Origin of the sequence: Streptococcus sp. CP1998 (assembly GCF_041026655.1) — a bacterium.
Classification (GTDB): Bacteria; Bacillota; Bacilli; order Lactobacillales; family Streptococcaceae; genus Streptococcus; species Streptococcus dentalis.
The window spans coordinates 854,982-874,967 of the sequence record NZ_CP163380.1 but is presented as its reverse complement, the minus strand read 5'-3'; the positions used below and the strand labels follow the sequence as shown (position 1 = coordinate 874,967).

Genomic DNA, 19,986 nt, shown 5'->3' with positions numbered 1-19,986 from the left:
TTTATTTTTTTGACACATTCCCTTTTAAATCACGGGTTACTTTCATGTCATTGATCGGGATATAACCCATTTTGCCAACAACCTTTTGCTGGATCTCATCGGTCATCATGTAGTCAATGAATTTTTTAGACAACTCATTGGGTTTTCCTTTGGTATACATGTGTTCATAAGACCAGATTGGCCAGTTATTGTTGACGACATTGGCTTTGGTTGGTTCATAACCGTTAAGCTTCATGGTTTTGACACTGCTATCCAAGTAGGTAAAGGCTAGATAAGAGATGGCTCCTGGCGTTTGAGAAACGATGTTTTTCACCATTCCATTAGAGTCTTGCTCTTGGGCCTGCTTGGGTTGTTTGCCATTCATGATAATGGCATCAAAGACAGCACGGCTACCAGAACCAACTGCCCGGTTCACAATCGTGATTTCAAGATCTGGACCTCCCAATTGCTTCCAGTTGGTATATTCACCCGTAAAGATCTTTCGCAATTGCTCTGTTGTCAAATTGTCGATTGAGATATTTTTATTGGCAATGATGGCTGTCCCTGCTACGGCTACCTGATGGTCGACCAGACTAGAGGCATCAATTCCAGATTTTTCCTCTGCAAAAAGGTCACTATTCCCTATATCCACAGCGCCTGATTGAACTTGTGAAAGTCCTGTACCAGAACCTCCTCCTTGTACATTCACAATCTTACCAGGATGTTCTTCAATGTAGCGATCTACTACTCCTTCAACCAAGGGTTGTAAGGCAGTCGATCCGACAGCAGTGATGGATTCTCCGCGATCGATCCAAGAAGCACAAGCAGATAAACTTCCTGCTAATGCGATCGTCGCTAGTCCTAGGATCAGCTTTTTAGACTTTTTCAAATCATGTCTCCTTGATATTTCACTATTTCACTTATGATTTTGACAAGTTTTTTTCAAAAAAACCTGTACTTCCACTATATCATAGAACGGGTTCTTTGCCCAGCATTTTACCTAAAACGAAGCCCCTTTGGATAGAAATTTTTCAGGGTCTGTCCGGTCACTTTGGCAAAGCCCAAACCATTGCCTTCGACCAGGACCTGGTACCATCCATTTGGATGCGTTTCCTTCAATTGGACCGTCTCTCCCGCAACATAATGAACAAAGTCCTCAGGCGTGATCGAAACGGTCTCTTTTACCTCACTCGGTTTCAGAGCAAGGCCCAAGGCAAAACTAGGTTCAAATCGATTTTTCTTGAAGGTCCCTAGGTGCAAGCCATTGCGGGCAATTTTTACTTTGCGCAAATCTGGTAAACCAAGTGGAACCAAGTAGAGTTCGTCTCCAAAGGTTTCAAGGATTCCTTCTAGAGTGATCTTCAAGTGTTTCTTGGCAAATTCCTGCCACCATTTCTTTTGTTCTGCAGATAATTGGTCCTTTTTGGAAGGGATTTTGGCAAGTCGATTCTCTCCTAGATAACGGAACTTAGCAACAAATTGGCCCTCCCCTTTAAAATGATGAGGATACATACGCGCGGTTTCTGGATAGTCAATGCCTTCTGCCATACCATTGATCTTCTCGATCGTTTCCAATTCCAGATCATAGTTTTCCAAAAGCCAGGATACGATCTCTTCATTTTCCTCAGGAGCCCAGGTACAGGTTGAATACACCAAGGAACCACCTGGAACCAACATCTTGAGGGCATCCTCTAGAATCTCTCTTTGAAGGAGACTGCACTCTCGAGGATAATCGACAGACCAATAGTCCATGGCATCTGGTTGCTTACGGAACATCCCCTCACCTGAACATGGGGCATCCAGTACAATTAGATCAAAAAAGCCTGAGAAAACTTTGGCCAGACGATCGGCAGACTCATTGGTCACCAGCACATTTCGCGCACCAAAGCGTTCTACATTCTCTACAAGAATTTTCGAACGACCCTTGTGGATTTCATTGGAGACCAAGAGTCCCTGATTGTCCAAATAAGACAAGAGCTGGGTGGTCTTTCCACCAGGAGCTGCGGCCAAGTCTAAGACCTTCATTCCTGGCTTAGGCTGGGCGACTTGGGCCACCATCTGAGCTGCTGGCTCTTGCGAATAGACCAAGCCCGTTGCGTGCTCGATGGATTTTCCTGAGACCTTTCCATAATGTCCCCAAGGGGTATTGGGAATCGGATCATCAAATGCTTTTTGCGCTTCTTTCAAAGGATTAGTCCGAAAGGCCGATACTGCTTCTTGCTCAAAGGTCGCAAAAGCATCCTCACCTAGAAGATGCTGGTATTTTTCTTTAAAACCATTGGGAAAATTCATTTAACTTCTCCCTTTCTTAAGATAGGTTTGAATTTCTGTTAACTTCACTTTTGGAACCATCATAATGGGTTCCACTGACTGGTAATTAGGTTTATCTCCATTTAGATTTAAAACGGTATAGCCCAACTGTTCCCCCATGATCGCAGCTGCGGCATAATCCCAAGGCCAGATATAGCTAAAATAAGCTAGAATCCCACCTGAGAGAATTTTTGAAAAACTAATACCGGCACTTCCGTAGACCCGAATGCCAAGAGAGTCCATACCAAGATCGGCCATGCCCCAGTCATTTTTCTCAAGCATGCCGACATTTGAAGCAATCAAAAGGTTTTCCAGAGGTTGGTCCACAAAGGGCGTCAGTTCAACCTCATTGCGATAAACAGGGAATTCTCCACCCCCGTAAAAAAGGTGATCCCGCATCACATCGTAGATCAGGCCAAACTGACCAATTCCGTCTTCAAAATAGGCCACCATCACCGCAAAATCTTCCTTTTGGGTCACAAAATTATTGGTCCCATCAATAGGATCAATCACCCAAACGGATCCTTCTGAAATTGGGGAACGAAGGCCATTTTCCTCCGCAAAAATCCGATCTTCTGGGTAGCGATGTGTGATTTTTTCAACCAAATCCTTTTGAACCTGTTGGTCCATCTGGGTGACTAAATCTGTCGGCCCAGTCTTTTTTGAGATCATCAAGTCATCATGGAGATGAAGACGCAAGTAGTCTCCAGCCTCTAAAACGATTTGTTTGGCAAACTCTAATTTATTCTTCAAGAGAAAACCATCCTTCCTCTTTTTGCTTTGCAGTCTGGGTCGCACGATAGAGAGAATAACCGCTCACTTCTTCGAACTCCCGTCCAAGACGCTTTTCTTCTCCGATACTAGGTACGACCTTCTTAAAAGCGCGGTAGGCTTCCATGTATTCTTTGGCCTCTACCTTACTTTCATAAGCTTCTTCAACTTTATTGAAAAAAGAAAGCACTGAAGCAAGCTCTTCAGTGCTCCACGATAAGTCCAGTGGGTAACTATAATTTTTTTGCATTCGACATACTTCTTAGTTTATTTCTGCTCTTAGAGTGGCAGAGCGTAACTCTTGTTTGCGATAACTCCGTGGCAAGAAGGCCCGAATTTCATCTTCGTTAAAGCCAATCTGCATACGTTTGTTATCTAAAATAATCGGTCTCCGCAAGAGACTAGGATTTTCCTCAATCAGATGGATCAAGGCTGAGATGGATAAATCTTCAACATCAACATCCAATTTTTGAAAAATTTTTGAACGAGTTGAAATAATGTCGTCTGTTCCGTTTTCGGTCAAGGCCAATATACTTGTCAACTCCTGTTTGCTCAAAGGACTTGTCATAATATTGTGTTCTTTAAATGGAACATCGTGCTTTTTTAACCAAGCCCGAGCTTTTCGACATGATGTACAACTCGGTGATAAAAATAATGTAATCATGTGGTTCACTTCTTTTTTTATATATAACTATCTGACTCTATTATACAAAAAAAATAGGTGCTTGAAAAGCGCTTTTTTGATTTCTCGACGATTTTTCTGGATTTCAGTGGAAAAAAGAAATCCCTTTCATTATTCTCAAGAAGAGGCACACAAAAAAGGATTAGGAAAGTTCCTAATCCTCGTTCCAGTTTCGTGAAACTGCTTCATCTTCTTCTAGTTGCGCCACTAGTTGATCGATCCCATCGAATTTGACCATTTCTCGAATCTTATCTAACCAATGAATGGTCAGGGTATGACCATAGATGTCTCCTGTAAAATCAAAGAGATTGACTTCGAAACGAAGCTCTTTCCCATCAAAGGTGACATTTTCCCCGACAGAAGCCATCCCACGGTAGGTCTGCCCTTTAAAATCGACATCGACTACATAAACCCCATCTGATGGGAGATAGGTCCGATCAATCGGTGCTAGATTGGCGGTAGGATAGCCAATGGTGCGGCCACGCGCATCCCCGTGCACGACGATTCCCCGACTGGATAAAGGGTGACCAAGTAGACGGGCAGCTTCTTTGACGCGTCCTTCTAGGACAGCTTGACGAATTCGGGTCGAACTAACCTTTTCCCCCTGATCCAATACAGGAGAAATGACTTCCACTTGACCATCAAAATAAGCAGATAAGTCAGAGGCCGTTTTCTTATCAGAGCCAAAACTATAATCAAATCCAGCAATTAAAACTCGGGCCCTCAATGCTTTGACAAATTGATCAACAAATTCTTTCGCAGTTTTAGAAGCAAAATCGGTCGTAAAATCAATGAGGAAGAGCTCATCCACTCCTAGTTCGTTTAATTTTTGGAACCGATCCTCAGGACTCTGCAAATGAAGTAGTAATTCTGGTTGGTAGCGAACAAAGGCTAACTTAGGAGATTCAGGGAAGGTTAACAAAGCGACCTTCAAGCCTTTTTCATCCGCTATCTGACGCGCCTTTTTAAAGAGTTCTTGATGCCCCAGATGCAGGCCATCAAAGTAGCCCAGAACCAAAACTGTCTCATTCTCCAAATGGATCTGGTTAGCAGTAGTTATCGTACGAATATTCATGAATTTATTGTAACACATTTTCTGTCAGAAAAACCTTGCGAGGTTTGTAAAGTTCTTCCCTTTTTTCCATAATGGCTACCAATTTCCCTTGGTAAAACGCAGCTAACTCTCTGGCTTCGCTCTCAACTGGAATAAAGCGTCCCACTTGGACTTCGCCAACCTCTTCTACTGTCAGCTCTACTTTTTCCAGATCCCCGGTGCCAATTTCAAGTGGGTGAAGGAAGCTCAAATCTCCTTGCCCTACTTTTTCAGCCACCTCTTCTAAGGTCAGGGCATCTTCCAGTGACAAACCGGCAGCACTGGTCCGTGTCAGATGAGACATATGGGCGCGTAGCCCAGTTTTTGACCCAAATCCACCGACAAGGTCCGGATATAGGTGCCCTTACTGCATTTAACCCGGAAACGAAAACGGGCTAGACTTTCTTCATAGCTAATCTCACTGGTGCGTGTGAATTCATAAATGGTTACCTGTCGGACAGGGCGTTCCACTTCTTCTCCTGCCCGCGCATATTCATAGAGCTTACGTCCATTGACCTTGACCGCTGAATACATAGGCGGTACCTGCTCCATTTCTCCCACCATTTGAGCAATCATGCGATCGACCTCTGCTGCATCTAAAGATGCTTCCACTGGGGTCCGCTCTACGACTTCCCCGCTGGCATCCTCCGTCGTGGTAGAAAAGCCCAAAGTGATTTCTCCCTCATAGACCTTGCCTTCATCTTGCATGAATTCGACCATCCGGGTCGCCTTTCCAACTGCAATCGGAAGCACTCCCACCACATCTGGATCCAGCGTTCCCCCATGGCCGATCTTCTTAGTTCCTAAGATTTTTCGCAGTTTAAAGACCACATCATGTGAGGTCATGCCTGCTTCTTTTTTTACATTGATAATTCCGTCCATCTGATTTGCTCTTTCTAACTCTTGTGTGACCATCCGGGCCACCGACCCTTTATTATACCATGAAACAAGACTTCTTGTCCCTCTTTCCCCCCTTCCCATGAGCTCCTAAAAAATCCCGTAGCAGATTTCAGACTTTTTAAAATGGGTTTGATACAATAGAAAGCGAAAGAAGGTGTAACATATGTTAATGTATGATGTTATTGTGATTGGATTTGGTAAAGCTGGTAAAACACTTGCAGCGAAATTATCAAGCCAAGGAAAAAAAGTTGCTCTGATTGAAAAGAGCAAGTCTATGTACGGTGGTACTTGTATCAATATCGCTTGTATTCCAACCAAGACCTTGATTGTTGCAGCAGAAAAAGGCTTGGATTTTGAGCAAGCCATGAATGAGAAAAATGCAGTCACTACTCGTCTCAATGGCAAGAACTACGCAACCATTGCTGGAACTGGTGTAGACATTATCGACGCGACGGCTCGTTTCGTTTCTAACAAAGTCATCGAAATTCAAGCTGGAGATGAAAAGGAAGAATTGACAGCTGAAACCATTATTATTAATACTGGTGCTGTGCCAAATGTCCTTCCAATCCCAGGTTTAGCTGAAAGTAAATTTGCCGTGGATTCAACCGGTATTCAACGTTTGGAAAACCTACCTAAACGCCTGGGTGTCCTTGGTGGTGGACCTATCGGATTGGAATTTGCTCATCTCTATAATACCTTGGGCAGCCAAGTAACGGTATTGGATGCTTCTGAAACATTCTTGCCACGGATCGAGCCAAGTATTGCAGCTCTTGCAAAAAGCTACCTTGAAGAAGACGGTATTCAATTCTTGCAAGGCGTTCATACCCAAGAAATCAAAGATGGCCAAAACAGCTTAACGGTTGTCACAGATAAGGGAGACTTCGAGTTTGATATCCTTCTCTACGCAACAGGTCGTAAGCCAAACACAGCTGGACTTGGTCTTGAAAACACAGATATTCAAGTCACTGATCGTGGAGCGATCCAAGTCAACCGTCATTTAGAAACCAGCGTCCCTGGTGTCTTTGCAGTTGGCGATGTCAATGGTGGTCCTCAATTCACCTACATGTCACTCGATGACTTCCGCATTGTCTTCAACTACCTTACAGGCGATGGTAGCTACAATCTTGAAACTCGTAGAAATTATGCGACAACACTCTTTATTGCTCCTCCACTTGCCCAAGTCGGCTTGACCGAGCAAGAAGCACGTGACAAAGGACTTCCAGTTGCTGTTAAAGAATTGCCAGTTGCTGCCATGCCACGCGGACATGTCAATGCAGACCTCCGAGGGGCCTTCAAAGCCGTGGTCAACCCAGAAACCAAAGAAATTCATGGAGCGACGCTCTTTGGAGAAGCTGCAGGCGAACTTATCAACCTGATCACCATGGCGATGGACAACAAGATCCCTTATACTTACATCGCAAAACAAATCTTTACCCACCCAACCATGGCAGAAAACCTAAACGATCTCTTTGCGATTTAAATAGCATAAAAAAAGCTGGAATTTTCCAGCTTTTTTTAGTTTAAGAATTTACAGACAGCCTCTTGAAATACTTTATTTTCTTCATAAAGAGCATGCCCAGAATGCTTAAGAATGAGGAGTTGACAATCCGAAATCGCTTTTGCTAGTTCCTTAGATCCGTCCACACCAATCACATCATCTTCAAGGGCACCAAGGATCAGGGTCGGACAATGAATTTCCTTTAAGACCTCAAGGCTATCGTGAGTAAGACAAGACTGAGACTGAATGGCTATTCTATTTTCATCTTTGATTCGCCCCAAGCGACCCATGATATTATAAAGCAACCGCCACTTTTGATAGCTCATTTGCGTATAGGAGTGCTTTGCAATATCCAGCATGAGATGCTTAAAATTTCCAGATTGACTAAGTTTTTGCCAATGCTCAATTCGTTCTCTAGCAAGTTGACTAGGTTTTGCAGTGGTCACAGCTAAAATGAGCTTTTGAACCTTTTCAGGGAAATCCGCAGCTAGCCATTGGGCAATCATTCCACCTTGTGAAATCCCCATAACATAGGCTGTATCTATGTTTAGTGTCTCCATTGCTTCTGCTACATCTGCTGCCATATCCCGCGTCGTATAGCCCTGCCTCAACTCATTGATTCTAGAAAAAACATAGATTTTATAACGCATAGCAAGTAGACGATAAGAGAGGGAAAAGAGCTGGGCCTTTCCTTTAACCGTCTGCAACCCATCCCCCAAGCCTGGTATGATTACTAGAGGGTCCTTTCCTTTTCCAAATGTCACATAGTCCATGATTTTCCCATTCATGGACAAGGTAACGTTCTTTGCTGAATACAAAGATTATTCTCCTTTCAGAGCATCAAACTTAGCCTTCATGGTTGGATTCTTCCGAGTCAATTTTTTAACGGAAACATCATCCAATTTGTTGTTAGCGAGCCGAAGTTGGTTTTCTGATGTGGTCAAGAATTTCTTGACTTCTTCCATCCGCTTGATGGCTTTGTCGATTTCATCGATGGCCTTGCCAAAGTTGACAGAAGCCGAATTGTAGTTCTTAGCAAAGGCTACTTTAAAGGCATCTAGGTCCTCTTCAAAGTGGGTAATATCAATATTTTGTTCACGGACAAGCGCCAATTCCTGCTTGTATTTAAGGGAATTAAGGGCCGCATTGCGCAAGAGACCAATCAATTGGATAAAGAATTGAGGACGCACGACATACATCTTCTCATACTCGTGGCTAACATCGACAATCCCTGTGTTGAAGTAGTCGTTATCTGCCTCAAGCATGGTCACTAAAACCGCATATTCACAGTTCTTTTCTCGACGATCCTTGTCCAATTCCTTGTAGAAATCCGCATTCTTATGCTTCTTCTCTGTCCCGTCAGCTTCATTCTTCATCTCGAACATAATGGAGATAATCTCCACCCCATTTTCATCGCACTCGCGGAAAATAAAGTCGCCTTTAGACCCACGTGCAGAGACCTTGTTGTCCTTTTCAAAATAGGCATTTGGGAAGGCAAAACTGCGAACCTTGTTGAATTCACTTTCCGCATACTGTTCCAGACTTTCCCCGATGGCCTTGGTTGACTGTTGGGCCTTAAAATTCTTGTAGAACTCGACCTGTTCATTGGCTGCCTTAAGCTGGGCTTCGTAGTTTTGCTTGACAGAAGCTAGGGACAGTTCGTTTTCCTTCTCTTGAAGGAGCAATTGGTTTTGTACCTGATCACGCTCCTTCTCCAAATTAGAAAGCGTTTTTTGCAACTGATTTTCATGCTCCAAGCGCAAGGTGGCCAATTGATTCTCCAGTGCTTGCACTTCTTTTTCTTTCTCTAGCAAGCTTTGGCTAGCTGTTTGCTCCACCTCTTTTTTGGCCAATTCTTTTTCAGTATCAAACTGTTGAATCTGGTTTTGTAACTGAGCAATTTCTTGATCCTTCTTTGCTAACTTCTCTTGCTGCTCATTAAGGGCCTTTTGCTCTGCTAAAGCCAACTCTTGCCGAATTCGCTCATGAATTTCCTTGTCAAACTCTGCTGTCCGTACCTGTGACAAGAGTTCGCTGTATTGACTTTCATTGACTGTAAAGACTTCCCCACAGTTGGGGCACTTGATTTCGTTCATAGCATACCTCTTTCTCTATTCTTAGTATATTATACCATGCCACCAGTAAAATCAAAACCAGCAAGCTAAGCTTGCTGGATTCAACTGAATATTCATTTCTCTATAGAGACTTTCCTTAGGTGAGGATGGACGGTAGCGACTCCCTTTGGGATTCCATACCTTAGATTTGAGCCTTACGTCTCAAATCTACCGAGCACCAGAAACTAATTCGTTTCTGATGCTTTCCTCACGGCGAAAAGTCTCAATCTATTTTGCACTAGTTCCAAAATATTTTTTTCAATAGTCTCATTCAGTAATAATTTTAGATTTCTGAAAAGATGTTGCTTATTTATAATCTGAAACAGTGGACTTAGCTTACTGGTCTCCACTTATTTCTTTTCAATCGGAGCGACACTGGCCAAGAGTTTCTTTAGCCCCACTTCTGGGAAGTTGATCTTGAGCTCTTGGGTACTTCCACTACCAGAGACTTCTAGGACAGTCCCTTCGCCCCACTTCTTGTGAATGGCAATGTCTCCAATGGACCAAGCGACGCTTTCTTTAGTAGCAGCTCGGTTACTTTTACCAAAAGGTAGACTTGATGACGTGAGGGCACTTGGTGCTGCTTGTCTCTTGCGCTCTTGAAGGGCTTGTGACAGGCTCATTCCTTTTCCAAAGGTCGTTCCGCCTCCATTGCTATAAGAAGCCTTAAAGCTAGTGTTGACTGGACGGGCTAATCCTTGGTAGGTCAATATATCCGAGCTAATTTCATTGATGAAACGCGTCGGGCGGTTGTAGCTGGTCCGTCCAAAGAGCAAACGAGAGTTGGCATTGGTCAAGAAGAGAACCTTCTCTGCCCGCGTGATCCCCACATATGCTAGGCGACGCTCTTCTTCCAACTCGTCTGGATCCTCTGCCGCACGACTAAGAGGAAAGACATTTTCTTCCATTCCAATCAAGAAGACGACTGGGAACTCCAATCCCTTGGCCGCGTGAAGAGTCATCAGGGTCACTTCTGAGGTCTCTTGGGCCCCATCATCTGTATCAGCAATCAAAGCCAAATCGTTCAAGAAACGACTCAAGGTTTCCACACCTGATTCGTCTTCGACGGTCTCTCCATTTTCATCAAAATTCTTGGTAACAGATAGGAACTCTTGGATATTCTCGATGCGGGCCTGACTTTCCAAATTTCCCTGATTGGTTAGGGCCGTCATATAGCCCGTCTTGTCAAGGACTTCTTCGACCAACTCTGTAATGGTCAGCTGGTCCAATCTTTCTCTCAAATCAAGAATGAGATTGGCAAAGTCCCAGATGGCTTGGGCTGCCTTTCCTTTGATGCCAGAGAGCATGATATTGGCTGAAGCATCCAGGAGTGAAGACTCTTGCATTTGGGCAAAGTCACGAATCTTATCCACTGTACCTGGCCCGATTCCCCGCTTGGGTTCATTGATAATGCGCTCAAAACTGATATTGTCACTGAGGTTGGCAATCAAGTTCAGATAAGCAATGACATCCCGAATTTCCTTCCGGCTGTAGAACTTGGTGCCCCCTACCATAGTGTAGGGAATGTTGGACTTGAGCAGCGCTTCTTCAATGGTCCGTGACTGGGCATTGGTCCGGTAGAGAACGGCAAAATCACGGTGTTTGTAACCCGCTTCGCGACTAAGCTCTTCAATGGTTTTAGCAACAAAGACCGCTTCGTCCTGCTCGTCATTGGCCCGGTAATAGACAATCTCTTCCCCGTCTTCATTTTGTGTCCAGAGATTCTTCGGACGGCGGTGGCGATTGTTTTTGATGACATCATTGGCTGCTTGCAAGATAGTTTTAGTGGAACGATAATTTTCCTCTAACAAAACGACCTTGGCATCAGGATAATCCTTCTCAAAGTCCAGGATATTCTGCATATCTGCTCCCCGCCAGCCATAAATAGACTGGTCCGCATCTCCAACGACACAGATATTTTTAAAGCGTGAAGCCAAAAGTTTGACTAATTGGTATTGGGCATGGTTGGTATCTTGATACTCGTCTACGTGGATGTATTGGAACTTCTGCTGGTAATAGGTCAGCACATCTGGATGCTGATCAAAAAGACGCAAGGTCAGCATGATCAAATCATCAAAGTCTACCGCTTCTGACTGACGGAGTTCCTTTTGGTAAGCCTCATAACACTTGGCGACGATCTGGGTATACATATCCCCCGCTTGGGTGGCATAGGCCACTTCATCGATCAGGTCATTTTTGGCATTGGAAATGGTCCCCAAAATGGTCCGTTCATTCCATTTCTTAGGATCCAAATTCAAGGACTTCAAGATCCGCTTCATCAAGGTCCGTTGCTCACCTGGATCGACAATGGTAAAATTGCGATTGTAGCCAATATGATCCGCATCTCGGCGAAGGATGCGCACACACATGGAGTGGAAGGTGGCAATCAAGCAATCTTGGGTCGCTGGATTCAACTGATAAGCCCGCTCCTTCATCTCCCGAGCGGCTTTATTGGTAAAGGTAATGGCCAAAATATTCCAAGGATTGACCATTTTTTCATCGATCAAGTAAGCAATGCGGTGGGTCAAGACACGTGTCTTACCAGAACCAGCCCCCGCCATGATCAAGAGGGGACCTTCTGTCGTTTGGACCGCCTCTGCTTGGCGATCATTCATACCATTCAATAAAGGATTCATCTCATACTCCTCATTCATTCAATCGTTCTATTATACCACAAAAACCGGCCTAGCTTCTTTTAAAAAAGGACTCATTTGAATTTCCCTTCCAAAAACGATATAATAGTAGCTTAAAGAAAACAGGTTCATATCCGAGGTTGTAGGAGGAAATTTTGGAAAAACCATACAGTAACTTAAAACTGGCCGAACGTGGTGCCATCATCAGTATTTTAGCCTATTTACTACTTTCTTCAGCAAAATTAGCTACTGGCCATCTGCTTCACTCCTCTAGTTTGGTAGCCGATGGATTTAACAACTTATCAGATATTATCAGCAATGTCGCCCTGCTCATCGGGATTCGTCTCGCTCGCCAACCAGCTGACCGTGATCACAAGTTTGGTCACTGGAAAATTGAGGATCTAGCTAGTCTAGTCACCTCCATCATTATGTTTTATGTCGGTTTTGATGTCTTACGCGATACCCTCCAAAAGATCTTCAGCAATGAAACTGTTAGCATTGATCCACTCGGTGTTGGTGTCGGAGTGGTTTCAGCCCTTGTCATGCTAGGCGTTTATTTCTACAATCTTCGCTTAGCAAAACTAGCCAAATCAAAAGCCTTAAAAGCGGCCGCAAAAGACAATCTTTCAGACGTCGTCACATCTCTTGGGACGTCGATCGCGATCGCTGCTAGTGCTTTTAACTATCCAATTGTCGATAAAATCGCGGCCATCATCATCACCTTCTTTATCCTCAAAACAGCCTACGACATCTTTATGGAATCTTCCTTTAGTCTTTCAGACGGCTTTGATGATAGCCTCCTCGAAGATTACGAAAAAGCTATTTTAAAACTCCCTAAGATTGCGCGTGTGAAATATCAACGCGGACGGACCTACGGAAGCAATATCTATCTGGACGTTGTCTTGGAGATGAATCCCGATCTTTCAGTCTATGAAAGCCATGCGATCACAGAAGAAGTCGAGGATCTCCTGAAAGAAGAATTTGGAGTCTTTGACATTGACGTCCATGTAGAACCTAGCTCAATTCCTGAAGATGAGCTGATCGAAAACGTTGAAAAGAAACTCTTGACCTACGAAAAACGCCTCTATGCTAAGCAAGAATTTGATACACTGCTAGCAGATAATTATACCTTGATTGACGATACTGGTCACGAACACCGCAAGGCAGAATTAATAGAGGCTCTCGCAAGCGACCAAGTTCAATTCCAAAACTTTGAACTGGAGTCCATCAGCCAAAAAACCAAACTCATACGCTATGAACTAGACGGTCAAATCCATACCAGTCTCTGGCGTCGCCATGAACACTGGCAAAAGGTCTTTCACCAAATTACTAGTAAACAGGAAAAATAGAACCCTCTATCTCAATCTAACCAGAATAAAAAGCTACTGCAATTCCTTTCTGCAGTAGTTTTTTTTTGTAAGAAAAAATAGCCTTTCGGCTATTCTTCTACTTTTATAAATCCAAATTTATTAAGAGGATAGAGACGCAGATTCACAACCCCTTCGATCTGATTTTTATGGATATAACCAAACTCACGACTATCTTCTGTATCCCCACGGTTATCATTTAAGACTAGATAAGTATCGGATGGTACACGACCAGCCTTGGTCCCTTTTAGCTCTGATAAGAAGAAATCATCCGTATAATACCCATTACTCGTAGGAGCCGCTAAGTGTTTATTCAGCATTTTATTTAGGTAAGGTTCTGGTGTTGCCTGTCCATTTAAATAGAGGACGTCATCTACGTAGCTGACTTCGTCGTTTTCTTTGGCAATGACACGACCAAGGTATTCTTTTCCACCAACCTTGTATAAGACCAAATCACTGCGATCTACCTGAGCATTTCTAGTCGCGACCACAAGATCTCCATTTTTCACAGAAGCATTGGCCATCTTATCATTGATATTAAATGGATGGAATACAAAGATTCGAAGCAAAACCAGTGCTAAAACCAGTACACCGACGATGATGACATTTCTAATTAAATCTCTCCTTGGCATGTATGTCTCCCTTCCTTTTTATTTATTATACCATGTTTTTAATCTTTAAAAAAGAGAAAGTAAGCGTTAGTGAGAATTCTTGTCAACACACTAAACAAAAAAAGAAAAACCTCGTGGTCAATCCTTTCGGACCAACCAGCAAGGCTTTCAGATCAAATTGTCTATTAACGTACTGTACGGATACGCATTGTGTTAGTACGAACAGCTTCTCCAAGTGGCACACCTGCAACGATAACGATATCGTCACCAGATTGTACAAGACCTGCTTCAACTGCTTTACGTTCAGCAATTTCAAACATGTCATCAGTTGATGATGGAGCTTCTGTCAACATTGGGATAACACCCCAGTTCAACATCAATCCACGTTCTGTTAATTCGTCAAATGTCAATGCCAAGATATCAGCATTTGGACGGTATTTAGAAATCAAACGTGCTGTGTGACCAGTCTTAGTAAGAGTTACAACCAATTTGATGTCCATTGAGTTTGTAGCATCTTTAACTGCTGAAGCCATAACTTCTGTCTTAGAGTTACGTTCAAATGAATCTGAGTTCAAACGTCCGTATTCGTTAAGAAGAGTTTGAGCGTTCTTATCGATTGTAGCCATTGTTGTAACTGATTCAAGTGGGTATTTACCGTTTGCAGATTCACCTGAAAGCATTGTAGCATCAGTACCATCGATAACAGCGTTGAAGACGTCAGATACTTCTGAACGAGTTGCACGTGGTTTTTCAGTCATTGTTTCAAGCATGTTTGTTGCAGTGATAACAACTTTACCAGCAGCATTCACTTTAGTGATAATCATTTTTTGGTAAACTGGAACCATTTCGAATGGTACTTCGATACCCATGTCACCACGAGCAATCATAATACCATCTGCAGCTTCAATGATTTCATCTAAATTATCGATACCTTGTTGGTTTTCGATCTTCGCAAACAATTGAACGTGACCGTTACCAGTTTCTTCACAAATTGCACGAACTTCATTTACGTCTTTTGCAGTACGTACGAATGAGATCGCGATGAAGTTGATACCTTGTTCCAAACCGAAGCGGATATCGTCGTTATCGCGTTCAGCAAGTGCTGGGAAAGGTATCTTAGTGTTAGGGATGTTCACACCTTTTTGTTTAGCAATGATACCGTCGTTTTCAACTTCAACAACAAATTCACGTTTTGCAGCATCTTTTTCTACAACGCGAAGACCCAATTTACCATCATCAACCAATACTTGGTGTCCAACTTCAACGTCATCGAAGATGTCAAGTCCACCAGCAACGTTCAATGCGATAACATCACGAGTTGATTTGATGCCTTGTTTTGTAGCAACGCGGATACGTTCACCAGTTTTGTATGAGTACTCTTTAGCTTCGCCTTCGAACAATTCAGTACGGATTTCAGGACCTTTAGTATCAAGAAGGAAACCAACTTTTTTACCAGCGATTTCTTCTGCACGTTTAACAGTCGCCATACGTTCACCTTGTTCTTGGTGGTCACCGTGTGAGAAGTTGAAACGGAAAGTGTTAGCGCCAGCTTCGATCAATTTAGCAATGTTTTGTGCTGAAGCTTCAACGTCAAGTTTTTCAGCCCAGTATCCATCTTCACCAAATTTTTTACCACCACGGATTTCTACCGCAGGACCCAAAGTTGCAACGATTTTTACACGTTTGTTCATGATATATATGACTCCTTTTTAAATATATCTGTCTTTTTAAGACAAGGTTAACGAATTTATGAAATAAAATTAAATTGAAGACAAGCTACGGTTCAACTCGGCAAGACCAAGATCAGCTTTATGTGGATTGTTTACCACAATCTTACCATCTTCTGTCAAGCTAAAGAGGGCTCCTTCTTCTGCTTTACCAAGGATTGGGTTTTCCACCATTTTTTCATTACGGATACCAACGGCTACACCACCGATTCCTTGTTTCAACAATTTAACAGCGTGTGCTCCCATACGTGAAGCAAGAACACGGTCACGCGCTGTAGGTGAACCACCACGTTGGATGTGACCAAGCTCAGTCACACGAAGGTCACTTTCATCACCAGCTTCTTTCAACGCTTTACCAAATTCATCTGCAGACATCACGCCTTCAGCCAAGATGATGATGTTGTGGGTACGACCTTTTGCGTAACCTTCTTTGATGCTCTCAACAACATCTTCGATCTTGAATCCTTCTTCAGGAATGATGATTTCATCTGCACCAGATGCAATCCCTGCCCAAAGAGCGATATCTCCAGCATTACGTCCCATAACTTCAATTACGAAAGTACGGTGGTGACTAGATGAAGTATCACGGATCTTATCGATCGCGTCCATTGCAGTTGTGACTGCCGTATCAAAACCAATTGTAAAGTCAGTTCCGACGATATCGTTGTCGATCGTACCAGGAAGACCAACAGCTGGGAATCCAAGCTCAGTCAAGCGCATCGCACCATGGTAAGAACCATCTCCACCAATAACGACAACACCTTCGATCCCGTGTTTCTTCAATTGCTCGATCCCTTTTAATTGACCTTCGCGTTGTGCGAATTCAGGGTAACGAGCTGAATGAAGGAAGGTACCACCACGGGAAATAATATCTCCAACAGATGAGGCGTCAAGGGGCTGAATTTTACCAGCAACCATTCCCGCATATCCATCATAGATACCGAAAACTTCCATTCCTTCTGAAATTGCTTGACGAACAACTGCACGGATGGCAGCGTTCATACCAGGGGCATCTCCACCACTAGTTAAAACAGCAATACGTTTCATTTCGTTTTTGCTCCTTTTTTTCTTTTACATTCTAAGTAATTATAACACAAAGAAGACTAAAATTCTCGTATTTTTCGCAGTTTTTACCGATAAATCGTTTTCATAACGAGATTCTTTAGTTCATCTTCCAATTCTTTGTTTTTCTGGACTGTATAGCCCTTCAATTGAAGAGTTTTTTTCTCGTCTTCATAGCGTAATATCACAGGATATGGGCCCGGATATTTTTTCAAGATAGAAAGAATCGTTTTATCCTGTCGATGATCGAGCAACTGGATCCAGAACTTTTCATTGGTTGCCAGTTGCGCCTCTGCTAGAATCATTTGCAAGCGCCCATCACGCTCTTGTATTTTCCCTGTCAAGTAATAAAAGCCACCTTCTTTTATCAAGGAGGAGAATCGATTGTAGGTTTCAGGGAAAAGGGTCACATCCAATTTTTTCTTGGTATCACTGACTTGTAAGAAAGCCATGAGATCGCCCGACTTGGTTCGAATGGTTCGAATGTTTTGTACCTCAATGAGAATGCGTGCCTGCTCTCCTTGAACTAATTGTGAAATTGGTTGGATCTCGTAGGGACTCGTTTGACCAATCGCAACCAATGGGTGAGTACTGAGCCCGATCCCAATAATGGCCTCTTCCTTCTCATATTTTTCAGCCTGGCTAAAGTCTTCCGCTTCTGTCCAGGAATAGTTAGAATTCCCAAACAAACTTCCTAGCTCATCAGCAAAGACAAACAAATTCGGCAAATTGTGAAGCACCTTGCGCCTATTTTTTTCAAAAATGTCAAACAATCCTAGTTCTACTAAAGGCGTCAATAGAGGCAATTTATGATACTGATTGGGGAGTCGTAAAATAAAATCTTCGACACTTTCAAAGGGACGATTGTCAATGATCCAATACGCTAAATCTCTTGGGAGCCCCTTAATATTTTTCATTCCCAAGTAGATTTTTCGATCCTGGAACTTATCTCTGTAAGGGATGGTATTGATGGATAATGGCGCGACTTTAAAATCAAACTGGAGAGCATCTGTCAGATAATCGCTACTCGAATAATTGAGCATGACATCAAAGAAAACATCTGGATAATGGACCTTGAAATAGGCCATCTGAAAGGCCAAGGCAGAATAGGCATAGGCATGGGAACGGTTAAACCCATAGCCTGCGAATTTTTCCATAATCGCAAAGACCTCTTTGGCTTTTTCTTCCGTATGTCCAAGTTTAAGAGCACCTGCGACAAAATCGTCTTCCATCTTGTGCATTTCAGCTGCATTTTTTTTGCCCATAGCCCGACGTAAAATATCGGCTTTTCCCAGGCTAAAACCTGCAAAACGCTGGGCAACCTGCATGACCTGCTCTTGGTAGAGCATGATCCCATATGTGGGCCTTAAGATTTCTTCAATCGCTGGATCCAGAATCTCAACTTTTTCCTGGCCGTGCTTTCTTTTGACAAAATTATCAATGTAATCACTAGCGCCTGGACGATTGAGAGAGGTGGTCGCTACCACTTCTTCGAAATGATTGGGTCTCACACGTCTCAAGAGGCGAATAGCTCCAGCCTGTTCAAATTGGAAAATCCCCTTGGTATCCCCTGCAGCAAACAAGGCTAAGGTTTCTGGATCTTCTAAATCAATGGCTTCAATCACGATCTCTTCTTGGTACTTTTCATAGACGGCTTCCTTCATTTTCTGAACAAAGGTTAAATTTCGCAGACCCAAAAAGTCCATCTTCAACAGACCATTGGCTTCAACCGCATGGGCATCATACTGGGTGACAAACATATCTTCACCGTACTTGAGAGGAATGTGATCCGTCAAATCCTGGTCACTCATCACAACCCCAGCCGCGTGGATAGAAGTCTGTCTTGGTTGGCCTTCTATTCTTTTAGCAATTTCAAAGCCACGCTCAAATTCTACTCGGCTATGAATCACTTGTCGAAAAGCTAGATTCTGTTCATAAGCTGTCGTCAGTGTATCCCTAAACCCAATCCGCTTGGTAATGGAGGTCAATTCGTACTCTGGTACCCCAAAACGTTTAAAGACATCTCGAATGGCTTGTTTGGCCCCAAAGGTTGAAAAGGTCACGATCTGAGCTGCATGATAACTCCCGTAACGGTCTCGCACATAGCGGATAAATTCTGGACGATAGATATCAGGAATATCAATATCAATATCCGGCATGGTGTAGCGCTCCACATTTAAAAAGCGCTCAAAGAGGAGGTTCTTCTCCACAGGATCAATCCCTGTAATTCCTAGGGCATAGGCTACCAGTGAGCCTACAGCAGACCCACGTCCCATTCCCATATAATAGCCTTGACTCCGTCCGAAACGAAGAAGGTCCCAGACAATCAAGAAATAATCATCAAAGCCCATTTGGTGAATAATGTCTAATTCATGCTCCAGACGTTCTTGATAGACCGTACTGGTCAAGTTCTTTCGAAGGAGACCCGCTTGAGCTAATTCTCCCAGTTCCTCAACAGCTGGTTTCTGAGGATTGAAGCGAGGCAATTTCAACTGGGTATCAATATCGTATTGAATCCCTTGGACAAGGTTTTCCAGATTTGTGACGGCTTGAGGAAATCGCTCTGCAAAATCATTCTTTAAATCCTGAGGGGTTTTTAGGACTGTTGTCGGATCAATTAGCCCTGTTTCCGTCAAGCTTTGATTGTCCTTGATGGCTGCCAGCATCTGCATGGCTTCCACATCTCCCGCCTCAAAAAATCGAACGGTATGAAGAGGAATCACAGGGTGGCTAAACTCCTGGACCGGCGTATCCGCAAAAACTCCTATGAGGTAATCTAGACCAAGCGGCAAGTCTCCACTAGCAAAAGGGGCTGGGACAATAATTGCTACTCCTTCTGTAAGGTGCTTCACATCTTCCCAATTGCTCTTCCCCATCATTTTGACGGTCGACATCTTCATCAGATTCTGGTAGCCCTTCGTTGACAAGGCGATCATCCGAAACGGAATTGTTTCATTGTCTACCTCTAGTCCAATTTCAAAACCGACCAAGGGGCTGAGCTTGTGGGCCTGACAGGCTTCGATAAATTCATAAGCACCATACAAATTATCTACATCCATGATTCCCAATACGTCATACCCCATATTTTTAGCCACTTGGACATAGTCTTTTATGGTCACAAGGCTTTCCATAAAAGTATAGACTGATTTGGTATCTAGCTGTGCAATCACTTTTTCTCCTCCCTCACTTGTCTATTTTTGGGACTCTTTTTGTACAAAAAAACACCACTGCTACACAAT

15 protein-coding genes and 1 pseudogene are annotated in these 19,986 nt (G+C 43.3%); 2 read left to right on the top strand and 14 right to left on the bottom strand.

Annotated elements, in window-relative coordinates:
* Position 1 precedes the first annotated feature (1 nt).
* From AB4X21_RS04540 to truB, 7 genes and pseudogenes are all read right to left on the bottom strand, one after another.
* Entirely contained in the window at positions 2-868 is an 867-nt protein-coding gene (locus AB4X21_RS04540; protein ID WP_155171599.1) for a phosphate ABC transporter substrate-binding protein PstS family protein, read from the bottom strand.
* Positions 869-975: 107 nt separating this feature from the next.
* Positions 976-2,271: an RsmF rRNA methyltransferase first C-terminal domain-containing protein gene (locus tag AB4X21_RS04535; RefSeq protein WP_369088267.1), complete on the bottom strand. Its 1,296-nt coding sequence runs from the start codon at positions 2,269-2,271 to the stop codon at positions 976-978.
* Entirely contained in the window at positions 2,272-3,042 is a 771-nt protein-coding gene (locus AB4X21_RS04530; RefSeq protein WP_031577054.1) for an inositol monophosphatase family protein, read from the bottom strand.
* Positions 3,032-3,310: a UPF0223 family protein gene (locus tag AB4X21_RS04525; protein ID WP_031577056.1), complete on the bottom strand. Its 279-nt coding sequence runs from the start codon at positions 3,308-3,310 to the stop codon at positions 3,032-3,034. The genes AB4X21_RS04530 and AB4X21_RS04525 overlap by 11 nt, the downstream gene beginning before the upstream one ends.
* 12 nt (positions 3,311-3,322) lie before the next feature.
* Positions 3,323-3,724 (bottom strand): Spx/MgsR family RNA polymerase-binding regulatory protein, encoded by a 402-nt coding sequence (locus AB4X21_RS04520; protein WP_009732658.1) that lies wholly within the window; start codon positions 3,722-3,724, stop codon positions 3,323-3,325.
* A 172-nt stretch (positions 3,725-3,896) separates the two neighbouring features.
* Positions 3,897-4,817, bottom strand: a complete 921-nt coding sequence (locus tag AB4X21_RS04515; protein ID WP_369088266.1) for a bifunctional riboflavin kinase/FAD synthetase — start codon at positions 4,815-4,817, stop codon at positions 3,897-3,899.
* Positions 4,818-4,821: 4 nt separating this feature from the next.
* Positions 4,822-5,717, bottom strand: a pseudogene (gene truB / locus AB4X21_RS04510) (tRNA pseudouridine(55) synthase TruB).
* 181 nt (positions 5,718-5,898) lie between these two features.
* Here truB and AB4X21_RS04505 point away from each other — a divergent pair.
* Positions 5,899-7,215, top strand: a complete 1,317-nt coding sequence (locus tag AB4X21_RS04505; protein WP_369088265.1) for an FAD-containing oxidoreductase — start codon at positions 5,899-5,901, stop codon at positions 7,213-7,215.
* A gap of 35 nt (positions 7,216-7,250) precedes the next feature.
* On the opposite strand, the gene AB4X21_RS04500 is transcribed toward AB4X21_RS04505, so the two are convergent.
* The 3 genes from AB4X21_RS04500 to pcrA form a co-directional block, all read right to left on the bottom strand.
* Positions 7,251-8,021, bottom strand: a complete 771-nt coding sequence (locus tag AB4X21_RS04500; RefSeq protein ID WP_369088362.1) for an alpha/beta fold hydrolase — start codon at positions 8,019-8,021, stop codon at positions 7,251-7,253.
* A 33-nt stretch (positions 8,022-8,054) separates the two neighbouring features.
* Complete coding sequence (locus AB4X21_RS04495) at positions 8,055-9,329, bottom strand: DUF2130 domain-containing protein (protein ID WP_003011748.1); 1,275 nt, start codon at positions 9,327-9,329, stop codon at positions 8,055-8,057.
* A 368-nt stretch (positions 9,330-9,697) separates the two neighbouring features.
* On the bottom strand, positions 9,698-11,983 hold the full coding sequence (pcrA, locus tag AB4X21_RS04490) for a DNA helicase PcrA (protein WP_369088264.1): 2,286 nt from the start codon (positions 11,981-11,983) through the stop codon (positions 9,698-9,700).
* Between the two features lie 152 nt (positions 11,984-12,135).
* Between pcrA and AB4X21_RS04485 the strand changes: the two genes are divergently transcribed.
* Entirely contained in the window at positions 12,136-13,329 is a 1,194-nt protein-coding gene (locus AB4X21_RS04485; protein ID WP_369088263.1) for a cation diffusion facilitator family transporter, read from the top strand.
* 89 nt (positions 13,330-13,418) lie between these two features.
* Here AB4X21_RS04485 and lepB read toward each other — a convergent pair whose 3' ends face one another.
* The 4 genes from lepB to AB4X21_RS04465 all read right to left on the bottom strand — a co-directional run bounded on the left by lepB (position 13,419) and on the right by AB4X21_RS04465 (position 19,917).
* Positions 13,419-13,979 (bottom strand): signal peptidase I, encoded by a 561-nt coding sequence (lepB, locus tag AB4X21_RS04480; RefSeq protein ID WP_155125693.1) that lies wholly within the window; start codon positions 13,977-13,979, stop codon positions 13,419-13,421.
* A gap of 164 nt (positions 13,980-14,143) precedes the next feature.
* Positions 14,144-15,649, bottom strand: a complete 1,506-nt coding sequence (gene pyk / locus AB4X21_RS04475; protein ID WP_369088262.1) for a pyruvate kinase — start codon at positions 15,647-15,649, stop codon at positions 14,144-14,146.
* Positions 15,650-15,718: 69 nt separating this feature from the next.
* Complete coding sequence (gene pfkA, locus AB4X21_RS04470) at positions 15,719-16,732, bottom strand: 6-phosphofructokinase (RefSeq protein WP_021152956.1); 1,014 nt, start codon at positions 16,730-16,732, stop codon at positions 15,719-15,721.
* An 83-nt stretch (positions 16,733-16,815) separates the two neighbouring features.
* Complete coding sequence (locus tag AB4X21_RS04465) at positions 16,816-19,917, bottom strand: DNA polymerase III subunit alpha (protein ID WP_369088261.1); 3,102 nt, start codon at positions 19,915-19,917, stop codon at positions 16,816-16,818.
* Between the last annotated feature and the right edge of the window lie 69 nt (positions 19,918-19,986).

What these genes read in the sequence shown, in the direction of transcription:
- lepB (WP_155125693.1), bottom strand. Translation starts at nt 13,979, where the DNA reads ATGCCAAGGAGAGATTTAATTAGAAATGTCATCATCGTCGGTGTACTG.
- pyk (WP_369088262.1), bottom strand. Translation starts at nt 15,649, where the DNA reads ATGAACAAACGTGTAAAAATCGTTGCAACTTTGGGTCCTGCGGTAGAA.
- AB4X21_RS04500 (WP_369088362.1), bottom strand. Translation starts at nt 8,021, where the DNA reads ATGAATGGGAAAATCATGGACTATGTGACATTTGGAAAAGGAAAGGAC.
- AB4X21_RS04495 (WP_003011748.1), bottom strand. Translation starts at nt 9,329, where the DNA reads ATGAACGAAATCAAGTGCCCCAACTGTGGGGAAGTCTTTACAGTCAAT.
- pcrA (WP_369088264.1), bottom strand. Translation starts at nt 11,983, where the DNA reads ATGAATCCTTTATTGAATGGTATGAATGATCGCCAAGCAGAGGCGGTC.
- AB4X21_RS04535 (WP_369088267.1), bottom strand. Translation starts at nt 2,271, where the DNA reads ATGAATTTTCCCAATGGTTTTAAAGAAAAATACCAGCATCTTCTAGGT.
- AB4X21_RS04515 (WP_369088266.1), bottom strand. Translation starts at nt 4,817, where the DNA reads ATGAATATTCGTACGATAACTACTGCTAACCAGATCCATTTGGAGAAT.
- AB4X21_RS04505 (WP_369088265.1), top strand. Translation starts at nt 5,899, where the DNA reads ATGTTAATGTATGATGTTATTGTGATTGGATTTGGTAAAGCTGGTAAA.
- pfkA (WP_021152956.1), bottom strand. Translation starts at nt 16,732, where the DNA reads ATGAAACGTATTGCTGTTTTAACTAGTGGTGGAGATGCCCCTGGTATG.
- AB4X21_RS04525 (WP_031577056.1), bottom strand. Translation starts at nt 3,310, where the DNA reads ATGCAAAAAAATTATAGTTACCCACTGGACTTATCGTGGAGCACTGAA.
- AB4X21_RS04520 (WP_009732658.1), bottom strand. Translation starts at nt 3,724, where the DNA reads ATGATTACATTATTTTTATCACCGAGTTGTACATCATGTCGAAAAGCT.